Genomic DNA, 16,399 nt, shown 5'->3' on the forward strand with positions numbered 1-16,399 from the left:
TTTCCGTCAAAAAAACAACGAAAAAAGTTAACTTTCGTTAATCGTTTCCCGGATCGGAATGCTTTAAAATGGGGGCTTGATCGGTAAGGTTCGAAGGAGGTTAACGCTCATGAATATCGTCAAACGGTCCAAAACGGCCTCCGCGCTGATTCTCGCTTTCCTATTGTCTCTCTCATCCTTCGCGGGGATCCCCTTCGCGGCCGCGGCCGCGAATGACGCGCCCATCATTGCCGCGAAGCCGGATGGAACCGTGCAGCTTAACGGAACCGACGCGGCCGCATATGCCCCGAGCGTACAGTTCGCCGCCGACTTCACGGTCGAACTGTGGGCGAAGTCCGATACGCCGGTATGGAACGACAGCGGCTTCCTGTTGTCGGCCCGAGCGGAGAATGGGGTCGTCTTATCCCCGGTGAAAGGCACGACGGACGTAGACGTCTACGTCTACAACGGAAGCGGGCGTCTCGCGAAATTCGGCGCCAGCTTTCACGTCGACGATATCATGGAATGGCACCATTACGCCTTCGCGTTCGATTTCGGACGCCCTGGCGCGCTATATTTGGACGGGAACCTCGTGGCGACAGCCCCTTCCACGGGAGAAAGCCGCCACGGCGTCAGTTATTCCGCCCTGTGGGTAGGTAAAGACCCGGGTTCCCCGTCCCATTACGGCCAAGCGGAGTTCGACGAAGTGCGGATCTGGAACTACGCCCGTTCGGCTTCCGACATCGCGAAATACAAGGATGTCAGGCTGAGCGGGTCGGAGTCCGGCTTGGTTCACCATTGGGACTTCGATCCCCTGGATCCCGCCACCGTTACCGGAGCCGTCTACTCCGCAACGAGGGAGGCTCCCCCGTTGCTCTCCTTCTACGAGGATAAGGGGAAACACCCGCTTCCAAGCCTGGAGGTAATGGATGCGGATTTCGTCCCATTCTCCCCGTACACCCTGCATCTCACCGTCAACCATGGAATCCTCCGGCTGGATTCGACGGACAACCTGACTCCCATGGGCGGGGAGAACGGAAGCTCCGAAATGAGCTGGTCCGGAACGTTGGAAGATTTGAACGCGGCGCTGGAGACTCTCTCCTATGAACCGAATGCGGATTACTACGGGACGGACGCGTTAACCGTCGAGGTTACCGATGCGGGCAGCGCGGACGACCCCGCCCCCGCCGCCGGATTTTATCAATGGCCGATCACCGTTACCGGCATCAATGATGCTCCCTCTTTTACTAAAGGCGCCGATATCGAGGTGAATGAGGGATCCGGTCCCCAAACGTTCCCCGCCTGGGCAACCGGTATCACGGCCGGTGCCGGCGAGACCCAGGGTGTGAGCTTCACGGCGAGCAATGACAATCCGGAGCTGTTCTTGGAGCAACCGACCATCGACGGAAACGGCACGCTGACATTCGAGCCGAAATCCGACATCACCGGCAGCGCTAACGTGACCGTCGTCTTGAAGGATGACGGCGGCCAGGCATTGGACGGCGCGGATACCGCAACGGACGCGTTCAAGATCACGGTCGGCGAACGCAATACGCGGCCGTTCATCGGCAGCAACCATGCCCTGCGCTTGAACGGAACCGACACATCGATCACCGTATCGGGTTTGTCGAACCACGACGCCTTTACGGCCGAGCTGTGGGCCCGTTCCCTGACGCCGACATGGAGCGAAGACGGATTTCTCCTCTCTTCCCGCGGTCCGAACGGGTTCGTCCTTCATCCCAACAAGGGCAAAAAAACGTTGAGCGTATATTATTACAATTCTTCCGAGATCGTGGAAATGGCGATCGAGGACGCTTTCCAGCCTGCCGACATTACCAATTGGCATCAATACGCCATCACGTACGCCTATGAAGACTGGGATACCCAATACATCTCTTATAGCCTCTATATGGATGGCAAACAAATCGCCAATCATCTGTTTTGGCCAGGGTTAAAAACGTCCCATACCACCAAGCCCATCGCCCTCTCCATCGGGCGGGATTCGAGCCTGAGCCGGTTCGGCCAAGCCGAAGTGGATGAGGTCCGGTACTGGAACAAGCAGTTAACGCCTAAAGAAATCGCAGACTACTATAACCGCAAACGAACGGGGACCGAAGCCAATCTTCAACTGTACCTGAACATGGAAAATATCACTGGCACCACCGTCACGGACCGAGCCGGAGGCAACAACAACGGCACGATTACCGGCTCGTATGAAGCGGCGCTGAGACCTCCCATGGGGGACGATCCGCTGCCGGAGGAGCAAATATTGGAGGAGGACGGCTTCGTTGCCGTTCCGCTCGACGAAATCGGAGACAGCGACGAGGGGGACGCTGCGCTTACGGCCGATCTTTCGGCTCCGCACGGCAGCGTCCGCTTGTCCGGCACGGGCGGGCTGACGCTAGCAGGCGGGGAGAACGGTACCGGCCATGTCGCCTATACGGGGTCTCCCCAAGATCTGAACGCGGCGCTTCGGAATCTGACGTATGAGCCGAACGGCGATTTCAACGGGGCGGACGCCGTCACGCTGACCGTTATCGACTCCGGTAACGGAGCGCAGGAAGACGCGAAGTCCGTTTCCCGGGCCTATCCCCTTGCCGTTAAGCCGGTGAACGACGCCCCTTCCTTCACGAAGGGGGCGAACCAGCAAGTCGCCATCGACGCCCCCGAGCAAATCGTGAGCCGCTGGGCGACGGACATCTCGGCGGGACCTGCCGATGAGGCTGCCCAGGTGGTAACGTTCACGGTCAGCAGCGACCATCCGGAGCTGTTCGAGGAGCAACCTTCCATCGACACAGACGGCAATCTGCATTATGCGCCCGCGCCTGGAGTGACCGGCCAAGCCGTGGTATCCGTTGCGCTTCAAGACGACGGTGGCACGGACAACGGCGGCAAGGATACGTCCGCCGTTCAGACGTTTACGATCGCCATCGTGCCCAAGCTGCCCGCGTTGTCGCTCGGCAGCTCCGTGCTGACCGAATCCTCCGCCAATGACGGCTCCATCGCCGGCTCATTGACGGTGACGCTGGAGAACGGCACGTTCGCCGCGGATATGGACGGCGGCGTTACGGTGAACAACCTGCCCGCCGGACTCGGCATCCGCGTCAAGAGAGACAGCGACAGCCAGCTCACGATCGCTTTCACCGGCCGCGCGAATTCGCATGCGGATGCGAACGACATCGAAAATGCGAGCGTCACGGTAGATCCAACTTATATATCGGGGGCAACCGTGCCGGTCACGTCCGTACCATTCGCCTTCGACTTCGCGGATCCCGCACCGGAACCGTTGCCTGACCCGTCGCCTGACCCGTCGCCTGAGCCGTCGCCTGAGCCGTCGCCGGGGCCATCGCCTGACCCGATACCTGAGCCTTCGCCGTCGCCTGACCCGTCGCCTGAGCCTTCTTCCGGCCCGGCACCGGATCCGATACCGTCCCCGGAACCATCGACGACGGAATCTTCGTCAACGGATCCGACGCCGGACGATGAAGAAGATCCGACTTCCGGCTCCTTTAACGTATTTGTCGGCCAACGGTCGGAATGGAGCCTTGGCAGCTTGATGACGATCACGGTTCCGGCGGGAGCCGTCGAATCGGACGGCACCATCGGCGTTGCGGTCGTACCCGAAGCCCAGGCTCCTGCCTTCCCGGACCACGCGGCCTTAAGCCGGGTGCTGGAACTGGCCAGCACGACCGGCCGCACGTTCCGAACGCCGATCGGAATGACCTTCCGATTCGGCGATCGTCAGGTTCCGGAAGGCGATGTTCCGGCGGTATTTTATTATAACGACTCTCTGAAACGGTGGATTTACGAAGGCGGTTCGGTTCATCCGGACGGGACGGTAACCGTTCAGGTCGACCATTTCACGAAGTTCGCCGTCTTCGGCGCACGGCACACCGCGTTCGCCGACTTACGCGGACACTGGGCGCAGACTTACGCGGAACGGCTCATCGGCATGGACGTTCTCAGCGGGTTCCCGGACGGCGAATTCCACCCGGATACGGCGGTCACCCGGGCCCAGTTCGCGAGAATGCTCTCCCGAACGCTGGGACTGGCGGTGTCGTCTTCGAAGCCGGCGGATTACCTGGACCAAGACGGCATCCCCGCTTGGGCCCGAACCGACGTAACCGCCGTGACGCAGGCCGGGCTTATGCGCGGCGACGCGCTAGCCAATGGGCGGCTATCTCGCTTCGACGCTAACCGTCCGATCACCCGGGCGGAAATGGCCGTCATCGCGGCGAACGCGCTGCGGGCGTATTCCATGGAAGCGAGCGGCGGCAGCACCGAATTCCGGGATGAGGATGCGCTGCCCTCATGGGCCAGAAACTCCGTCCATTCCGCGGCGGCGGCCGGTCTCATGAGCGGCGATCCTGACGGCGCATTCCATCCGGAACGTCCGGCCACTAGGGCGGAGGCAGCCGCCCTTCTCTACCGGCTGCTGGATGAATTGCGCGAAAGCTAAACCGGAATCCTCAATCGAACGGAGTTAAGGCATCATGGAGCTGAAAAAAGCGGGGTTGTTCGAAGGCTGGTCCAACCTGGACATCGCCCGGGCGTTGGGCAAATGGGAAACGGTGCGACTACCCGCGGGCGCCGTGCTGTTTCGCCAGGGAGACCTCGGAGAATCCATGTACGTCGTCCAGGACGGCGAGGTCGAACTGTTCTCGGGGGGCGGCGAAGGGGCCGGCGAGGGAAACGGACAATTGCTGGCGGCGCTGAAAGCCGGCGATTCCTTCGGGGAGATGGCGCTGCTCACGGGGGAACCCCGCTCCGCCACGGCGGTCGCCGCGGCCGATACCGCGCTCTACGAGTTGAACCGGGAGGCTTTCCAATCGCTCATCGCCGAGAATCCCGCCGCCTCCTCCTACTTCATTCGGCTATTGTCCGGCAGACTCGTCCGGACGAACCGCAGCCTGCAGGAAAACAAAGCCTCCAAGAGCCGTCTCGCCGCCGACCGCTTGGAGAAGCTGCCCGAACCGCTCGCCGACTGCGTCCTGCATGCTTCGCTGCTTCCGGCCGCGGATGCCGGCTGGCTGGAATCCGCCCAGGGCATCGGTTCGCTGGAACGGGCACTCCGCGAGTTCCCGCTGATGGCGGACTTCTTCGAGGAAAAAACGGTTAGCCGCGATCGAGTCGCGGTCAAGGCGGAATGGAGAGGCACGTTAGCCGAACGGTTCACGGCAAAGTTCGGATACGAACGCAAACAGGAATGGCTTCGCCGCGCTTCCGATCATTACCGGGACGCCGGGAAAGCCGATCTCGCGGTCCTGCTGCATGCGGAAACCGGCCGATGGGATGCCGCCTTGGACGCCGTGGAACGGGCGATTCTCCTCGGCACCATGGACAAGCGCATGGAAGACGCCGTCTTCCCCGAACTGGACCGTTGCCCGGACGAGCTTCTCCTGGAGCGCTCTCCGGTGTTCGATCGTTACGTTCGGCACGGGATCGCCCAAGCGCGGAAGAACGGCTTGCGTAAGCTGGAGACCGCGCTGGATGCCGGCCGTGAACGGTTCGCCCGCGAACGGCTCGTTTCCTTGTACGAATGGGCGGCGGACTGGTGTCATGCCCTTCGGATGGAGAAAAAAGCCCTCGACTATTTGCAGATCGCCGAAGCTTTGTCCGGAGCCGACGCGGTCTCCCCATTCGAAACGGAATTCCGCGATGAGCGGTCCTACCGATTGGCGAAACGGCAGGCCGCGGAAAGACGGAATCGGAGAAGAGCCGAAAGAGTCGGCAGATGGAGAGGTCGCGAACGGTACGCAGGAGCAGCGGCCATCGTCCTCTCCTTGCTCTTCCTGGCGTATTTCCATTTCGCCGCTCCGTTCGGCGGGCTGTCCCGGCCGGCCATGGAATTCGTCGGGACGGGGCTGGCCGCCGTCGTCCTGTGGATCTCGGGCATTATCCCCGATTTCGTGGTCGCGCTGGGGATGGCGGCGTACTGGGTCGTCCGGGGCCTCGTGCCGCCGGAAACCGCCCTGTCCGGGTTCGCATCGCCGACTTGGCTCTACATGCTGTTCATCCTCGCGGTCGGCGCGGCCGTGGCCAAATCCGGCCTGCTGTACCGCCTCGCGCTCCGAACGCTGCAACGCGTTCCCCGGCATTACCGGGGCCAGCTGCTGGGTATCGCCGCCGGAGGCGCGCTGCTGAACCCGCTCATCCCGTCCTCCTCCGCCAAAGTCTCCCTCGGCGTTCCGGTCGCCCGGATGCTGGCGGAATCGATGGGGTTTCCGGAACGCGGCCGGGGAGCCGCCGGATTCGGCTTGACCGCGATGGTGTTCTACGGATTTACGGCTCCGTTCGTCCTTACCGGCTCGTACACGAACGTGATGGCCTATGGGCTGGCCGGTATCGCCGAACCTATGTCCTGGTTCCGGTGGTTCTGGTACGCTCTGCCCGCCTTCCTCGTGTTCGGCGCGACGATGCTGCTGCTGATCTTCCTGTTCTTCAAACCGTCCGAATCCGGCAAAACGGTCTCGGAAAAAACGTTGGAGGAACAGCTGCGGATTTTGGGCAAATGGACGCGCGAGGAAAAGCTTACGCTGGCTGCGACCGCGGGCTCCATCGTCCTGCTGATCCTGCAGCCGCTGCACGGAATCGACAACGCCTGGGTGATGCTGCTCGGTTTCGCGGCGCTGGTCGTGAGCGGCGTGCTGGACGCCAAAACGCTCAAAACGGGCATCGACTGGACGTTCCTGCTGTTCATCGGGGTCGCGTTCAGCTTCGCGGCCGTTGCCGGCCAGCTCGGCGTCATCGATGCCCTGTCCACGTTCCTGGGAAGCAAGATGGCGCCCTTCCTGTCGTCTCCGGCTCTGTTTCTCGTCGCCGCGATGGCCGTCTCGTTCCTGGTGACGCTGCTGGTCCGGGACGACGCCGCCGTCATCCTGCTGGTCATTTCGTTCCTTCCGCTGGCCGGAAAGGCAGGCATCCATCCCTGGGTGCTCGTGTTCGTCATCCTGCTCGCGACGGATCCGTTCTTCTTCTCCTACCAATCGCCGACGTATTTAACCGCGTACTACAGCGCCGAAGAAAAATCGTTCACCCATCGGCAAGGCCAATGGACGGCGGTCTTCTACGCCGCGGCGGTTTTCGCCGCCGTGCTCGTCAGCGTGCCGTTCTGGAGCTGGCTCGGTTTGATTCGTTAAGCGCTGCCGGCCCGTCGTCTTGAACCCGCCGATCGATGGAAACGGGGACCTTGAGCGGCAGCGCAAACTTTGACGTCGCTGAGCACGAGATCGGCCGAATGGCTCTCCAGCCGCGCCAGCGCGTCCCGCCCGTTCGAGCATTCGTGCGCGACCCGGCAGGACAGCTCCCCCCGAATCATGGAAGGGGTGCCCGTTAAAAGCGTGTCAGGAGCGATGCTTGGATATCCGAAGAACGAAAGGGCATCCTATACAGCGGAAGAAACCGCGTAAGAATCCGCGTAAGAAGGTGATTGCCTTGTCCGTTGGCCCGAAACCGGAAACGAAAGCCGTCAACATCGATTGGACCTGCGCGGAAATCGGAGGACTTTGGAGCGCCTATCTCCAAGAAACGATGGCGGTCTGTTTCCTGACCTATTTCGTGCATCATCTCCAAGACGCGGAGATCGTTCCGCTCGCGCAAGAGGCCTTGGATCTATCGCGTAAGCGGGTCGACAAAATGAAGGCCTTTTTCCAAGCGGAAAATTTCCCGGTCCCGGCGGGATTTTCGGAAAATGACGTGAATTTAGCCGCTCCGCCGCTTTTCCTCGATTCGTTCAGCTTAAGCTTCGTCTACATGATGAACCGGCTGTCGATGATCAGTTATTCGTTTATCGCTTCCAGTACCGTCAGACTGGACGTACTCGATTTTTTCAACGAGTGCCTGCGCGAATGCACCGAAATGTTCGGCAAAGCCGTTCGGATGCTGCTGGAAAAAGGACTTTACGACCGACCGCCGTTCATGAATTATCCAGAGCAAGTCGAATACGTGCAGAAAGAATCGTTCCTGGACGGGATTTGGGGACGGAAGCGCCGACTCAGCGCGGTCGAGCTGACCGAAATCTTCTTCAACATCGAGCGGAACTACTTTTCCGTCACCCTGATGTTGGGCTTCGCGCAAGTCCTGGAAGACAAAAATTTGCGGGATTTGGCGCTTCAGGGCAAAAAAATAAGCGAGCATCAGATCGACCTCTTCAACACCTTGCTGCAGGAGGAGGACTTACTCGGCGTCATGAGCGTCAACATGGTCGTAACGGATTCCACCGCTTCCCCATTCTCGGAAAAGCTGATCTTGGCCATGATCCATACTTTGAATTCGGTGGACATCGTCTTGATCGCCCACGCGCTCTCCCTCGCCATGCGGGCGGATCTCGCCGCCAATTACTCCAGGCTGATCGCTCAAATCATGGCGTACGGAAAAGACACGTTCGATGCCGTGGTGGAACGAAGATGGTTGGAACAACCGCCGTTGACGACCGACCGGAAGCAATTGATGAAGTCCTGAAACGGACTTTTAAAAAAACTACGGTTGACTAATTGACATACAGAAGATTTGCCCTTATGCCGATCGTTACGGACACCACAGCCGTTATTGGAGCAATTTCAACGTTTTTCAAATCGTAACGGACAACACGGACCTTAAGCGCATCACTTCGCGGCTAATCAGCGGTATTTTTGCTGAATTAGTGCAATCGCGTCCGTTAGAATACGATAGGTTGAGGAATGCCCCCGATAACGTCCTCTGTGTCCCTTAGCCTGATGGTGTCCGTGTTTTTCGACCTGGTATGCGAATGGGTCGGTCGTAGAAAAGAAACCGCAATTGACGATTCTTCGGGATCGCCGATTGCGGTTCGGTTTTTATCGGGACCTATAATTCAGGAGATCGCGAATTTGCTGTTCTGGACGGCGTCGATCCAGGTAGATACGGACGACAAAATCCAAAACGCCGCGAAAAGCACGGGGTATCGCGACTTGACGCATGTTCGCAGGATGTTCCGCAAGCTGATGGGGACAAGCCCGAACGACTATCGGAGATTGTCCCGAGAAAAGAAACGCACCATGAGGGATTCCCTCATGGTGCAGGTCCATTTACCGCTCCGCTTCGATTCGGACCGCCATTTGCTGCGCCTTCAAGCATAACTCGGCCGCCATGAACGCATGCTCCTGCGTCATCGCGTTCTCGGTCCGATTGAGACAGTCCAGGATCAACTCCCCGAAGAACGGATACCCGACCTGCCCGTCCACCTGGAAGTGGTATTCTCCTTCCCGGTTGACCAGGTATACGTGGTTGCCGGTCCGTTCGCGGGCGACGTCGATATACTTCCTCAGTTCGATGTAGCCTTCCGTCCCTAAAATGAGGTTCCGTCCGTCCCCCCAAGTCCCCAGCCCGTCCGGCGTGAACCAATCGACGCGGAAATAGTGCGTGGCCCCGTTATCGCCCAGCAAGGTCGCATCGCCGAAGTCTTCCAGCTCCGGATACTCCGGGTTGTTGTAGTTCGCGACTTTGCTGTGCAGCACCTCCGCCTTCTTGCAGCCGGCATAATAAAGAAACTGCTCGATCTGGTGGCTGCCGATATCGCACAGGATGCCTCCGTAATGCTCCCGCTGGAAGAACCATGCCGGCCGGGACTTGGCGTTCAGCCGGTGCGGACCGAAGCCCGTCACCTGGAGCACGCGTCCGATCGCGCCCTGCCCGATGAGCTGTCCGGCGTAAACCGCCGCTTCCACATGGATCCGTTCGCTGTAGTAGACCATGTACTTTCGGCCGGTCTCCCGTACCATCGCTCGGGCCGCCTCCAGCTGCTCAAACGTGGTAAAGGGCGCTTTATCGGTGAAATAATCTTTCCCCGCCGCCATCGCGCGCAGCCCCAACGCGCAGCGCTGGGACGTAACGGCGGCTCCCGCGATGAGCCGGACCTGCGGGTCTTGCAGAATTTCCTCCTCCGAGGAGGCGATTCGGACCTGAGGGTAGGTGCGGGCGAAAGCCTCCGCCTTGGCCGGATCGCGGTCATACACCCATTTTAACGTGGCGCCCGCTTCCAGCAAGCCGTTCACCATGCCGTAAATGTGGCCGTGATCGAGCGCGACCGCCGCAATCGTGAAGTCCCCCGGGCCGACCACCGGTCGGGGCTTGCCTTTCGGCGCGTAATTCATGCCGCCGTTTCGGTTCATCCCGTTCGTCCTCCCCTTACGATGGCTCGCCGCTGACGGTGATTTCGTTGGACGCGAAACCGATCAGCGCGTTTTTCTTTTCATAAAACCGCGGGGCGTTTTTCAAAATGCCTTCGCGCGTATAGAATGGGCTGTCCGATTGCAGCGGCAGGCTCACCGTCATACCGGTGCTGGCCGCCTGGTAAATCGCCGTGATCAACTCCAGCGTTCGCCGGCCTTCCTGCCCCGTGACCAACACCTTGCCGGTGCCGTTCTCGATCGCCGTCAGCACGTCGTCGAGCTGGCCGGCATGCCCGGTGTACCGCAACGGCGGAACCTTGTCCGCCAGCTCCGTCAACTCTTGCTCCAGAGCCGCGTTCTCTTCCGGGAAGCCGTTCTCCTTGGACACGGAAGCCACCGCCTTCCACGGCATCGAGACGCGAGCCTTCTCGCCCTGGAAGATCAGCTGCTGCTCCTGGCCGTGATTCACGACCGAGCTCGTGATTTGCGCCAGCGCCCGGGGATATTTCAGGATCGCGATGGATAAATCCTCGACCTCGGCATTGTCGTGAGCCGTGTTGCTCATCACCGCCGTCACCTGCTCGGGCATCCCCATCAGCCATTGGAGCATGTCGATATGATGGACGGCGTGATTCAGCGTGCAGCCTCCGCCCTCCTTCTCCCACGTTCCCCGCCACCACAGGTCGTAGTAGACGTACCCGCGCCACCAGTACGAATCGACCTGGGCATGCACGATGCGTCCGGCCAGTCCGGAGTCCAGCGCCCGCTTCAGCTTCTGAATGCCGTCGCCGAACCGATTTTGGCTGACGACCGAGAGGATTTTGCCCGAGGCTGCTGCCGCCGCGTTCATCCGGTCGCACTCTTCCAGGGAAGAGGCCATCGGCTTCTCGACGACGACATGCTTGCCGGCGTTCAGCGCGTCGACGGTAATGTCGGCATGGGTATACGGCGGCGTGCAGACCGACACGAGGTCGATGTCCTCCCGCAGAAGCTCGGCGTAATCCTTCAGGATTCGGGCGTCCAGTCCGTACTGCTTTCTCAGCTCTTCCGCCTTCTCCGGATAAATGTCGCAAATTGCCGCGATCGTGCAGCGGTCCCTGAACCGCAAATAGCTTTCGATATGGGCGCGCGAGATCGCGCCCGAGCCGATAACGGCGACTTTCAGCATACGTCGGTCCCTCCATTTGCGAGATTCGGAATCTACCCGAATTTTAGAGGAATCGGCTTGGCGAAAGTGACTCGGTATGGGGGAGAAAATAACGCTGTATTGCGGTTTTTAGCTTGTACGAGGAAGATCGATTCGTTATAGTGAGGGTATCTTCGAATGCGTCGTCGGAGGATAGGCGCGAGGGAGGACGGTCGCATGCCGTTCGTCAGAAGGAATCACGGCGAGAACCCTTTGGAATTCGCTTATCAGCGCAAGAGCGTCAACTACGAGCATCGGGAAACGTTCCACTCCCACTTGGGCATCGAACTGCTCTGGATTCACCAAGGCAAAGGCACCATGATCGTGAACAATACCCGCTACGAAATCCGGCCGGGGATGTTTTGCATGTTTCAACCCTATCAACTGCATCATCTGAAACTGGAGTACGAGGACGGCCAAAGTTTCGAACGCAGTCTGGCCATCTTCGAACCGACCATGTTCGAGTCCTATTTCGAGCCTTGGCCGTCTCTGCATTCGTTTTACCGGTTCTTGTCTTTCGGTCAACTCCCTTATCCCTGTCTCTACGACATCGACGGGCACCCCCAATTGGACAGCCTGTTTCGCGGCATGAACGAGCAGTTGCCGACTTTAACGGGCGCGGACATGCTGGAGGAAATATCCTTGTTTCTCGTCGGCCTCATTCGCTTCCTGAAGGCGGCGTGGGAGCGTCTCGGCCCGGACGCGAAGGCGTATCATACCCGCCGAAAAAGCCGCCAGGTCGAGCCTATTTTAAGCTGGATCGAAGCCCATTACGCGTCGCCTTTCCGTTTGGAGGAGATGGCCCGGTCTCTTCATCTCTCCCCTTACCATCTGTCCCACCTGTTCAAGGAAGCGACCGGGGTCAGCATCACGGAGTACATGGCCGCCCGCCGAATCCACCAAGCGGTCCGGCTGCTGACGACGACCGACAAGCCCGTCTCCTGGATCGCCGAAGCCGTCGGCCTGACGAATGCCTCGTATTTCTGCAAGCTGTTCAAATCCCATATGGGCATCGCGCCGCATCAATATCGCAAAAAATGGGCGGGGCCGTAAGACGCGGGTCCACAGTCCGCCCCCGTAGTCCTAAAAAGGACGCCCCCGCGCCTTGGCTTGGGTTACGTTCCTCCTCGCCTTTCGTTATTGTTTCCTATAGTATGGCAGCCTGCTGAGCGGAACTTCGATTGCCACGCTCGCGGGTCCTGCCACGACGCTGCCGTCGTCCCCCACCCAAGTGCCGGCCGGGAAAGCCACCTTTCGGGCTCGCGCACCCTTCACAACGACAGGGGCTACAAGCAGCGTACTGCCCAGCATGAATTGATCCTTGACGGTCTCCATGCCTTCATCGGGAAACTCGTAGGCCATATGGCGAAGGATCGGCTCTCCGGTAACGGCGGCATGTTTGGCCAGTTCCAGAATTTCGGCGCCGAATCGCCTATGAAGCTTGGCCGCCTCCACGCAATAGCGAAGATGCTCTTCATCCAGAATGCGCCATGGAGCGGCGGAGAATTGCATCATGGGGAACAAAGCCGAGCATTGGGCGGATCGGACGAACAATTCCGGGTCCAATCTCTCCGCCATGAAGCTCGAATATTCTCCTCCGCCGATCATGTCGGGGCACGTATACGCATAGCCGAGCAAGCCTTGCGCCAATCCGTCGGGAATGAGGGCGCCGAGCCCGTCTCCCCCCCATTCATGCCGCTTATCCTTCAATCGCTGGACGAGGGGCTGGCCGGCGAGCTTCCAGCATGCCCGGTATTCGTTCAGCGGATATTTCAGGCCGACCCGGGCCCAAGCTTCGCAGTGCCCGTTGCGGGTCGTCGGAACGAAGCTTCGGTCGTCCGGCTCGTAAAAATCGAAATCGCCCGCGTCCAGCTTGAAGCCGTCGATCCCGTATTCCGATTGCAAAGCATCCAGTTGCCCGTGCATCCACTGGACCGCAGCGGGGTTCGTGCCATCCAGCACGGCGCTGTACCCGTTCCACCACTTGCGAATCGCCGTGTTGCCATCCCGGTCCTTCAAGAGAATCCCTTCCGGCTCAAGCTTGCGGAACGTCTGGGAATCCGCGCTGACGAACGGGCATACCCACAGCATGACCTGGAAGCCCATCGCATGCAGTTCGTCGACCATGCGCTTGGGATCGGGAAACCGTCCCGAGTGGAAAGTCCAAGTTCCGTACGGTTCATGCCAATTGTCGTCGATCATGATGACGCCCGGAGGCATTCCCTGGGCGAGCACGCTTCGCGCATATTGCAACGCTTTCTCTTGCGTCGGTTCGTAGAGCAACTCGATCCAAAGATTGTACTGGGGTGCCGTGAACAGCAGCTCTTCCGGGAGGGAAGGCACCGGCGGGAAAAAGGTCCGGGAGACGTGGAGGTACGCCCCTCGCAACGTCTCATGGCCTTCGCCAACGATCGGTTCCCCCTCCGTGCCGCTCACGCTCAGACTCTGTCGATCGAAGCGGAAAGAGAACGGTTCCTCGCTCCATACGTATCGGCCCTTGCTGGAAATCAGCAAGGGAGAGGCCTGATTGGCGTTATTGCTTTCCGCTAAGTCAACGCTGAACAGAGATGCCCCATAAGGCATGTGTTTCCCGTCTGCGGCACGTCCGCCCCACCAATACTCGCCGGGCAGCAGTTGAATCATAAGTTCTCGAGTCGTCATGATAGGCCACGCTCCTTTATCTGGTTCGATCTTACCGCTATCGAATCCAGAGCGACAATCTGAAAGTTGTGACCTATAATAGAACAAAATTGACTTTTCGTAACGGAGGTCGCGCATGCTTGCTCCTGCTTCTTACGCGTTTCGCAACGACGACCGGTCGATCGTCACGCTCGACTCCATCGGCTGGCAGAAGATCAACAGCCCCGCCTATCGTTTCGCCGGCGACGAACGCCCCGACAGCGGGCATGTCATCTTTCAATATACGCTTAGCGGACAAGGCTATCTCGAACTCGAACAGCAAACCCACGCCCTGCCGCCGGGCACGGGCTTCTTGGTCAAAGTGCCCAGCAAGCACTGCTACTACTACGCGCGAGCGGACGAACCTTGGGAAATCCTATGGCTGAATTTGCGAGGGGACGAAGCGAATCGCATTTGGGATCTCGTGACGGAACAAGAGGGACCGGTTATTCGGAGAGGGGCGGATTCTTCTCTCATCGTTCACTATTGGAAGCTGTTCCGGATGATCGCCGAAGAGAAAGTAACCGATAAGTATCGGTTATCCGCTCTGGCCTATGATTGGATGTTGACCTTGATTCAGTCCAGCAGGGAACTCGGCAAGGAGATAGGCGCCCAGCCCGGCTCCGTCCTGGACAAAGCCAAGACATTCATCCGGGAACATTATGCATCCCCCCTTACTTTGGATGCCATCTCGGAGCAGTGCGGGATCAACAAGCACTATCTGTGCCGGCTGTTCCAGAAGTCGGAGCACACTTCGCCGCTCGCCTACTTGCGGGACCGAAGGGTGGAAGCCGCGCTGGCCTTGCTCCGGACGACCGACTTGCCCATCCGGGAGATCGGCGCGCGTTGCGGGTTCGACACCCCCAGCTACTTCGGCAAAGTATTCCGCGAGTACATGTCCATGACGCCGAAGGAGTATCGGGAGAAGAAGCTCGAATTCCCGTATGACGCCGTCTATTACGGGTAATCACGGATGCAGGATCGTTGACAACCCGGTGGGGCTATTTTTATCGTGAAGCGGAGGGATCGGAATGAAGAAAAAAACGTATGAAGAAGTCATTCAGGAGTCTCCCGTTACGTATGAGATGTATGCCAATATGATCGATGACGGCAACCGTTACGAGATTTCGGACGGCGTCTTGGAGCCGATGAGCCTTGGAGCAATATGTACTGGATGGAGGCCGTTACGAACTTGCCGAGGTTTATGCCGGAGACGATACGATCCATTCGCGGACGGTTCCCTGCGCCTCGTTCAGTATGGACGAGATCGTGCAAAGCCTGCCGGTGCCGCCTGACATGCTGGAACAGACTCCTCAGCTATGAATGCCCCGGCTTGAGCTAACGACCCGCTTCGAAGAGTAGGGCTTCCACATTCGCACGCCCGCCTCCCGGCCATTCACTTCCATGCGAACGAGCTCACCTAGGAATTTTTGCTTTTGCGCAATAACTCGGCCGTCGAAAGCGACAACTCCGTATCTACCCACCTGGAATTCCCTTCCGAATACCCTCCACGGCCAAAAAAGGACCATCCCGTAAAGGATAGCCCTCGGACTTGCGGTTCCCGCAAACGCGGATGGAGACCCCGATTATCCTTTGTGCGCGCTGAACGCCACGCCTTCGATAAACCGCTTCTGGAAGATGAAAAAGAGAACGATCATCGGAATGACGGCCATGAAAGCCCCGGCCATCAAGATCGGATAATTCGTGCTGAACATGGAGACGAGCGTGGCTAAACCGGAAGACAACGTGAGCTTATCCGGCGAACTGTTGATGATGAGCGGCCATTGCAATTCGTTCCAGGACCAGAGCAAGTGAATGATCACGATCGCGACCAAAGCGGATTTGACCAAAGGCAGCATGATATATCGGAACGTCTGAAACGGATTGCAGCCGTCCAGAATCGCAGCTTCCTCCAGTTCTTTGGAAATGCCGAGGAAAAATTGCCGGAGCATGAACGTGGCGAACGGACTGACCAGCGAACAAATCCACAGGGCGGTCACCGTATTGACCAATCCCCATTGGCTCATGAGCAAGTATTGCGGCGTATAGAAGACGGGATTCGGCACCATCATGACGGAGATGACGACGAAAAACAGAATCGTTCTTCCCGGGAACCGGATTCTCGCGAAAGCGTAGGCCGCCATGGAGCTGAAGATGACGGGGAACACCGTCTTCATGAACGCGCTGAACGCCGTATTCAAGTAATAGTGCTTGAAATCGGATTTTTCGAATGCCTTCGCGTAGCTGCTCCAATCGGGATGGGACGGGAAAATTTTCACCGGGATTTGGGTCGCTTCCGTCACGGTCTTGAGAGACGTCAGGACCATCCACAGGAAGGGGACGATAATGACAACGGACGCTGCGATAAGAACCAGGTGGATCGGCCAATTGGATTTGCCCGAACGGGCCTGCGATCGTGTCGCCATTC

General features: G+C 59.1%; 12 protein-coding genes. 7 read left to right on the forward strand and 5 right to left on the reverse strand.

The features are described 5' to 3' along the window. Nucleotides 1-109 precede the first annotated feature (109 nt). On the forward strand, nt 110-4,438 hold the full coding sequence (locus PTZ19_RS16660; RefSeq protein ID WP_276356207.1) for a LamG-like jellyroll fold domain-containing protein: 4,329 nt from the start codon (nt 110-112) through the stop codon (nt 4,436-4,438). A gap of 34 nt (nt 4,439-4,472) precedes the next feature. After that, entirely contained in the window at nt 4,473-7,118 is a 2,646-nt protein-coding gene (locus PTZ19_RS16665) for an SLC13 family permease (protein WP_276356208.1), read from the forward strand. On the opposite strand, the gene PTZ19_RS16670 is transcribed toward PTZ19_RS16665, so the two are convergent. After that, nucleotides 7,115-7,297 carry a response regulator gene (locus PTZ19_RS16670; RefSeq protein ID WP_276356209.1) on the reverse strand — a complete coding sequence of 61 codons (183 nt, stop codon included), beginning with the start codon at nt 7,295-7,297 and terminating at the stop codon, nt 7,115-7,117. The genes PTZ19_RS16665 and PTZ19_RS16670 overlap by 4 nt on opposite strands. 116 nt (nt 7,298-7,413) lie before the next feature. Between PTZ19_RS16670 and PTZ19_RS16675 the strand changes: the two genes are divergently transcribed. Continuing rightward, nucleotides 7,414-8,439: a DUF3231 family protein gene (locus tag PTZ19_RS16675; RefSeq protein WP_276356210.1), complete on the forward strand. Its 1,026-nt coding sequence runs from the start codon at nt 7,414-7,416 to the stop codon at nt 8,437-8,439. A 386-nt stretch (nt 8,440-8,825) separates the two neighbouring features. Beyond that, nucleotides 8,826-9,074, forward strand: coding sequence for a helix-turn-helix domain-containing protein (locus tag PTZ19_RS16680; protein WP_276356211.1), 249 nt, complete (start codon nt 8,826-8,828; stop codon nt 9,072-9,074). Here the strand turns inward: PTZ19_RS16680 and PTZ19_RS16685 are convergent. Together PTZ19_RS16685 and PTZ19_RS16690 are read right to left on the reverse strand one after the other, a co-directional pair. Further along, nucleotides 9,024-10,106: a Gfo/Idh/MocA family protein gene (locus PTZ19_RS16685; RefSeq protein WP_276356212.1), complete on the reverse strand. Its 1,083-nt coding sequence runs from the start codon at nt 10,104-10,106 to the stop codon at nt 9,024-9,026. The two genes, PTZ19_RS16680 and PTZ19_RS16685, sit on opposite strands and share 51 nt — an antisense overlap. 16 nt (nt 10,107-10,122) lie before the next feature. Continuing rightward, the gene (locus tag PTZ19_RS16690) at nt 10,123-11,274 is read right to left on the reverse strand and encodes a Gfo/Idh/MocA family protein (protein WP_276356213.1); all 1,152 of its coding nucleotides are present in this window, start codon (nt 11,272-11,274) and stop codon (nt 10,123-10,125) included. Nucleotides 11,275-11,469: 195 nt separating this feature from the next. Between PTZ19_RS16690 and PTZ19_RS16695 the strand changes: the two genes are divergently transcribed. Continuing rightward, nucleotides 11,470-12,345: an AraC family transcriptional regulator gene (locus PTZ19_RS16695; RefSeq protein ID WP_276356214.1), complete on the forward strand. Its 876-nt coding sequence runs from the start codon at nt 11,470-11,472 to the stop codon at nt 12,343-12,345. A gap of 84 nt (nt 12,346-12,429) precedes the next feature. On the opposite strand, the gene PTZ19_RS16700 is transcribed toward PTZ19_RS16695, so the two are convergent. Continuing rightward, the gene (locus PTZ19_RS16700; RefSeq protein WP_276356215.1) at nt 12,430-13,953 is read right to left on the reverse strand and encodes a glycoside hydrolase family 31 protein; all 1,524 of its coding nucleotides are present in this window, start codon (nt 13,951-13,953) and stop codon (nt 12,430-12,432) included. Nucleotides 13,954-14,068: 115 nt separating this feature from the next. Here PTZ19_RS16700 and PTZ19_RS16705 point away from each other — a divergent pair, with 115 nt between their 5' ends. Both PTZ19_RS16705 and PTZ19_RS16710 read left to right on the forward strand, forming a co-directional pair. Beyond that, nucleotides 14,069-14,938, forward strand: a complete 870-nt coding sequence (locus PTZ19_RS16705) for a helix-turn-helix transcriptional regulator (RefSeq protein ID WP_276356216.1) — start codon at nt 14,069-14,071, stop codon at nt 14,936-14,938. 188 nt (nt 14,939-15,126) lie between these two features. Further along, nucleotides 15,127-15,294, forward strand: coding sequence for a hypothetical protein (locus PTZ19_RS16710; RefSeq protein WP_276356217.1), 168 nt, complete (start codon nt 15,127-15,129; stop codon nt 15,292-15,294). A gap of 263 nt (nt 15,295-15,557) precedes the next feature. Here PTZ19_RS16710 and PTZ19_RS16715 read toward each other — a convergent pair whose 3' ends face one another. Beyond that, nucleotides 15,558-16,397, reverse strand: coding sequence for a carbohydrate ABC transporter permease (locus PTZ19_RS16715; RefSeq protein ID WP_276356218.1), 840 nt, complete (start codon nt 16,395-16,397; stop codon nt 15,558-15,560). Nucleotides 16,398-16,399: the final 2 nt, after the last annotated feature.

It is taken from the genome of Cohnella caldifontis (assembly GCF_029360585.1).
GTDB lineage: Bacteria > Bacillota > Bacilli > Paenibacillales > Paenibacillaceae > Cohnella > Cohnella caldifontis.

Bases quoted from the DNA above. Each gene is read 5' to 3' on its own strand.
- PTZ19_RS16670 (WP_276356209.1), bottom strand. From the start codon at position 7,297: ATGATTCGGGGGGAGCTGTCCTGCCGGGTCGCGCACGAATGCTCGAAC.
- PTZ19_RS16705 (WP_276356216.1), top strand. From the start codon at position 14,069: ATGCTTGCTCCTGCTTCTTACGCGTTTCGCAACGACGACCGGTCGATC.
- PTZ19_RS16695 (WP_276356214.1), top strand. From the start codon at position 11,470: ATGCCGTTCGTCAGAAGGAATCACGGCGAGAACCCTTTGGAATTCGCT.
- PTZ19_RS16700 (WP_276356215.1), bottom strand. From the start codon at position 13,953: ATGACGACTCGAGAACTTATGATTCAACTGCTGCCCGGCGAGTATTGG.
- PTZ19_RS16690 (WP_276356213.1), bottom strand. From the start codon at position 11,274: ATGCTGAAAGTCGCCGTTATCGGCTCGGGCGCGATCTCGCGCGCCCAT.
- PTZ19_RS16665 (WP_276356208.1), top strand. From the start codon at position 4,473: ATGGAGCTGAAAAAAGCGGGGTTGTTCGAAGGCTGGTCCAACCTGGAC.
- PTZ19_RS16660 (WP_276356207.1), top strand. From the start codon at position 110: ATGAATATCGTCAAACGGTCCAAAACGGCCTCCGCGCTGATTCTCGCT.
- PTZ19_RS16685 (WP_276356212.1), bottom strand. From the start codon at position 10,106: ATGAACCGAAACGGCGGCATGAATTACGCGCCGAAAGGCAAGCCCCGA.
- PTZ19_RS16715 (WP_276356218.1), bottom strand. From the start codon at position 16,397: ATGGCGACACGATCGCAGGCCCGTTCGGGCAAATCCAATTGGCCGATC.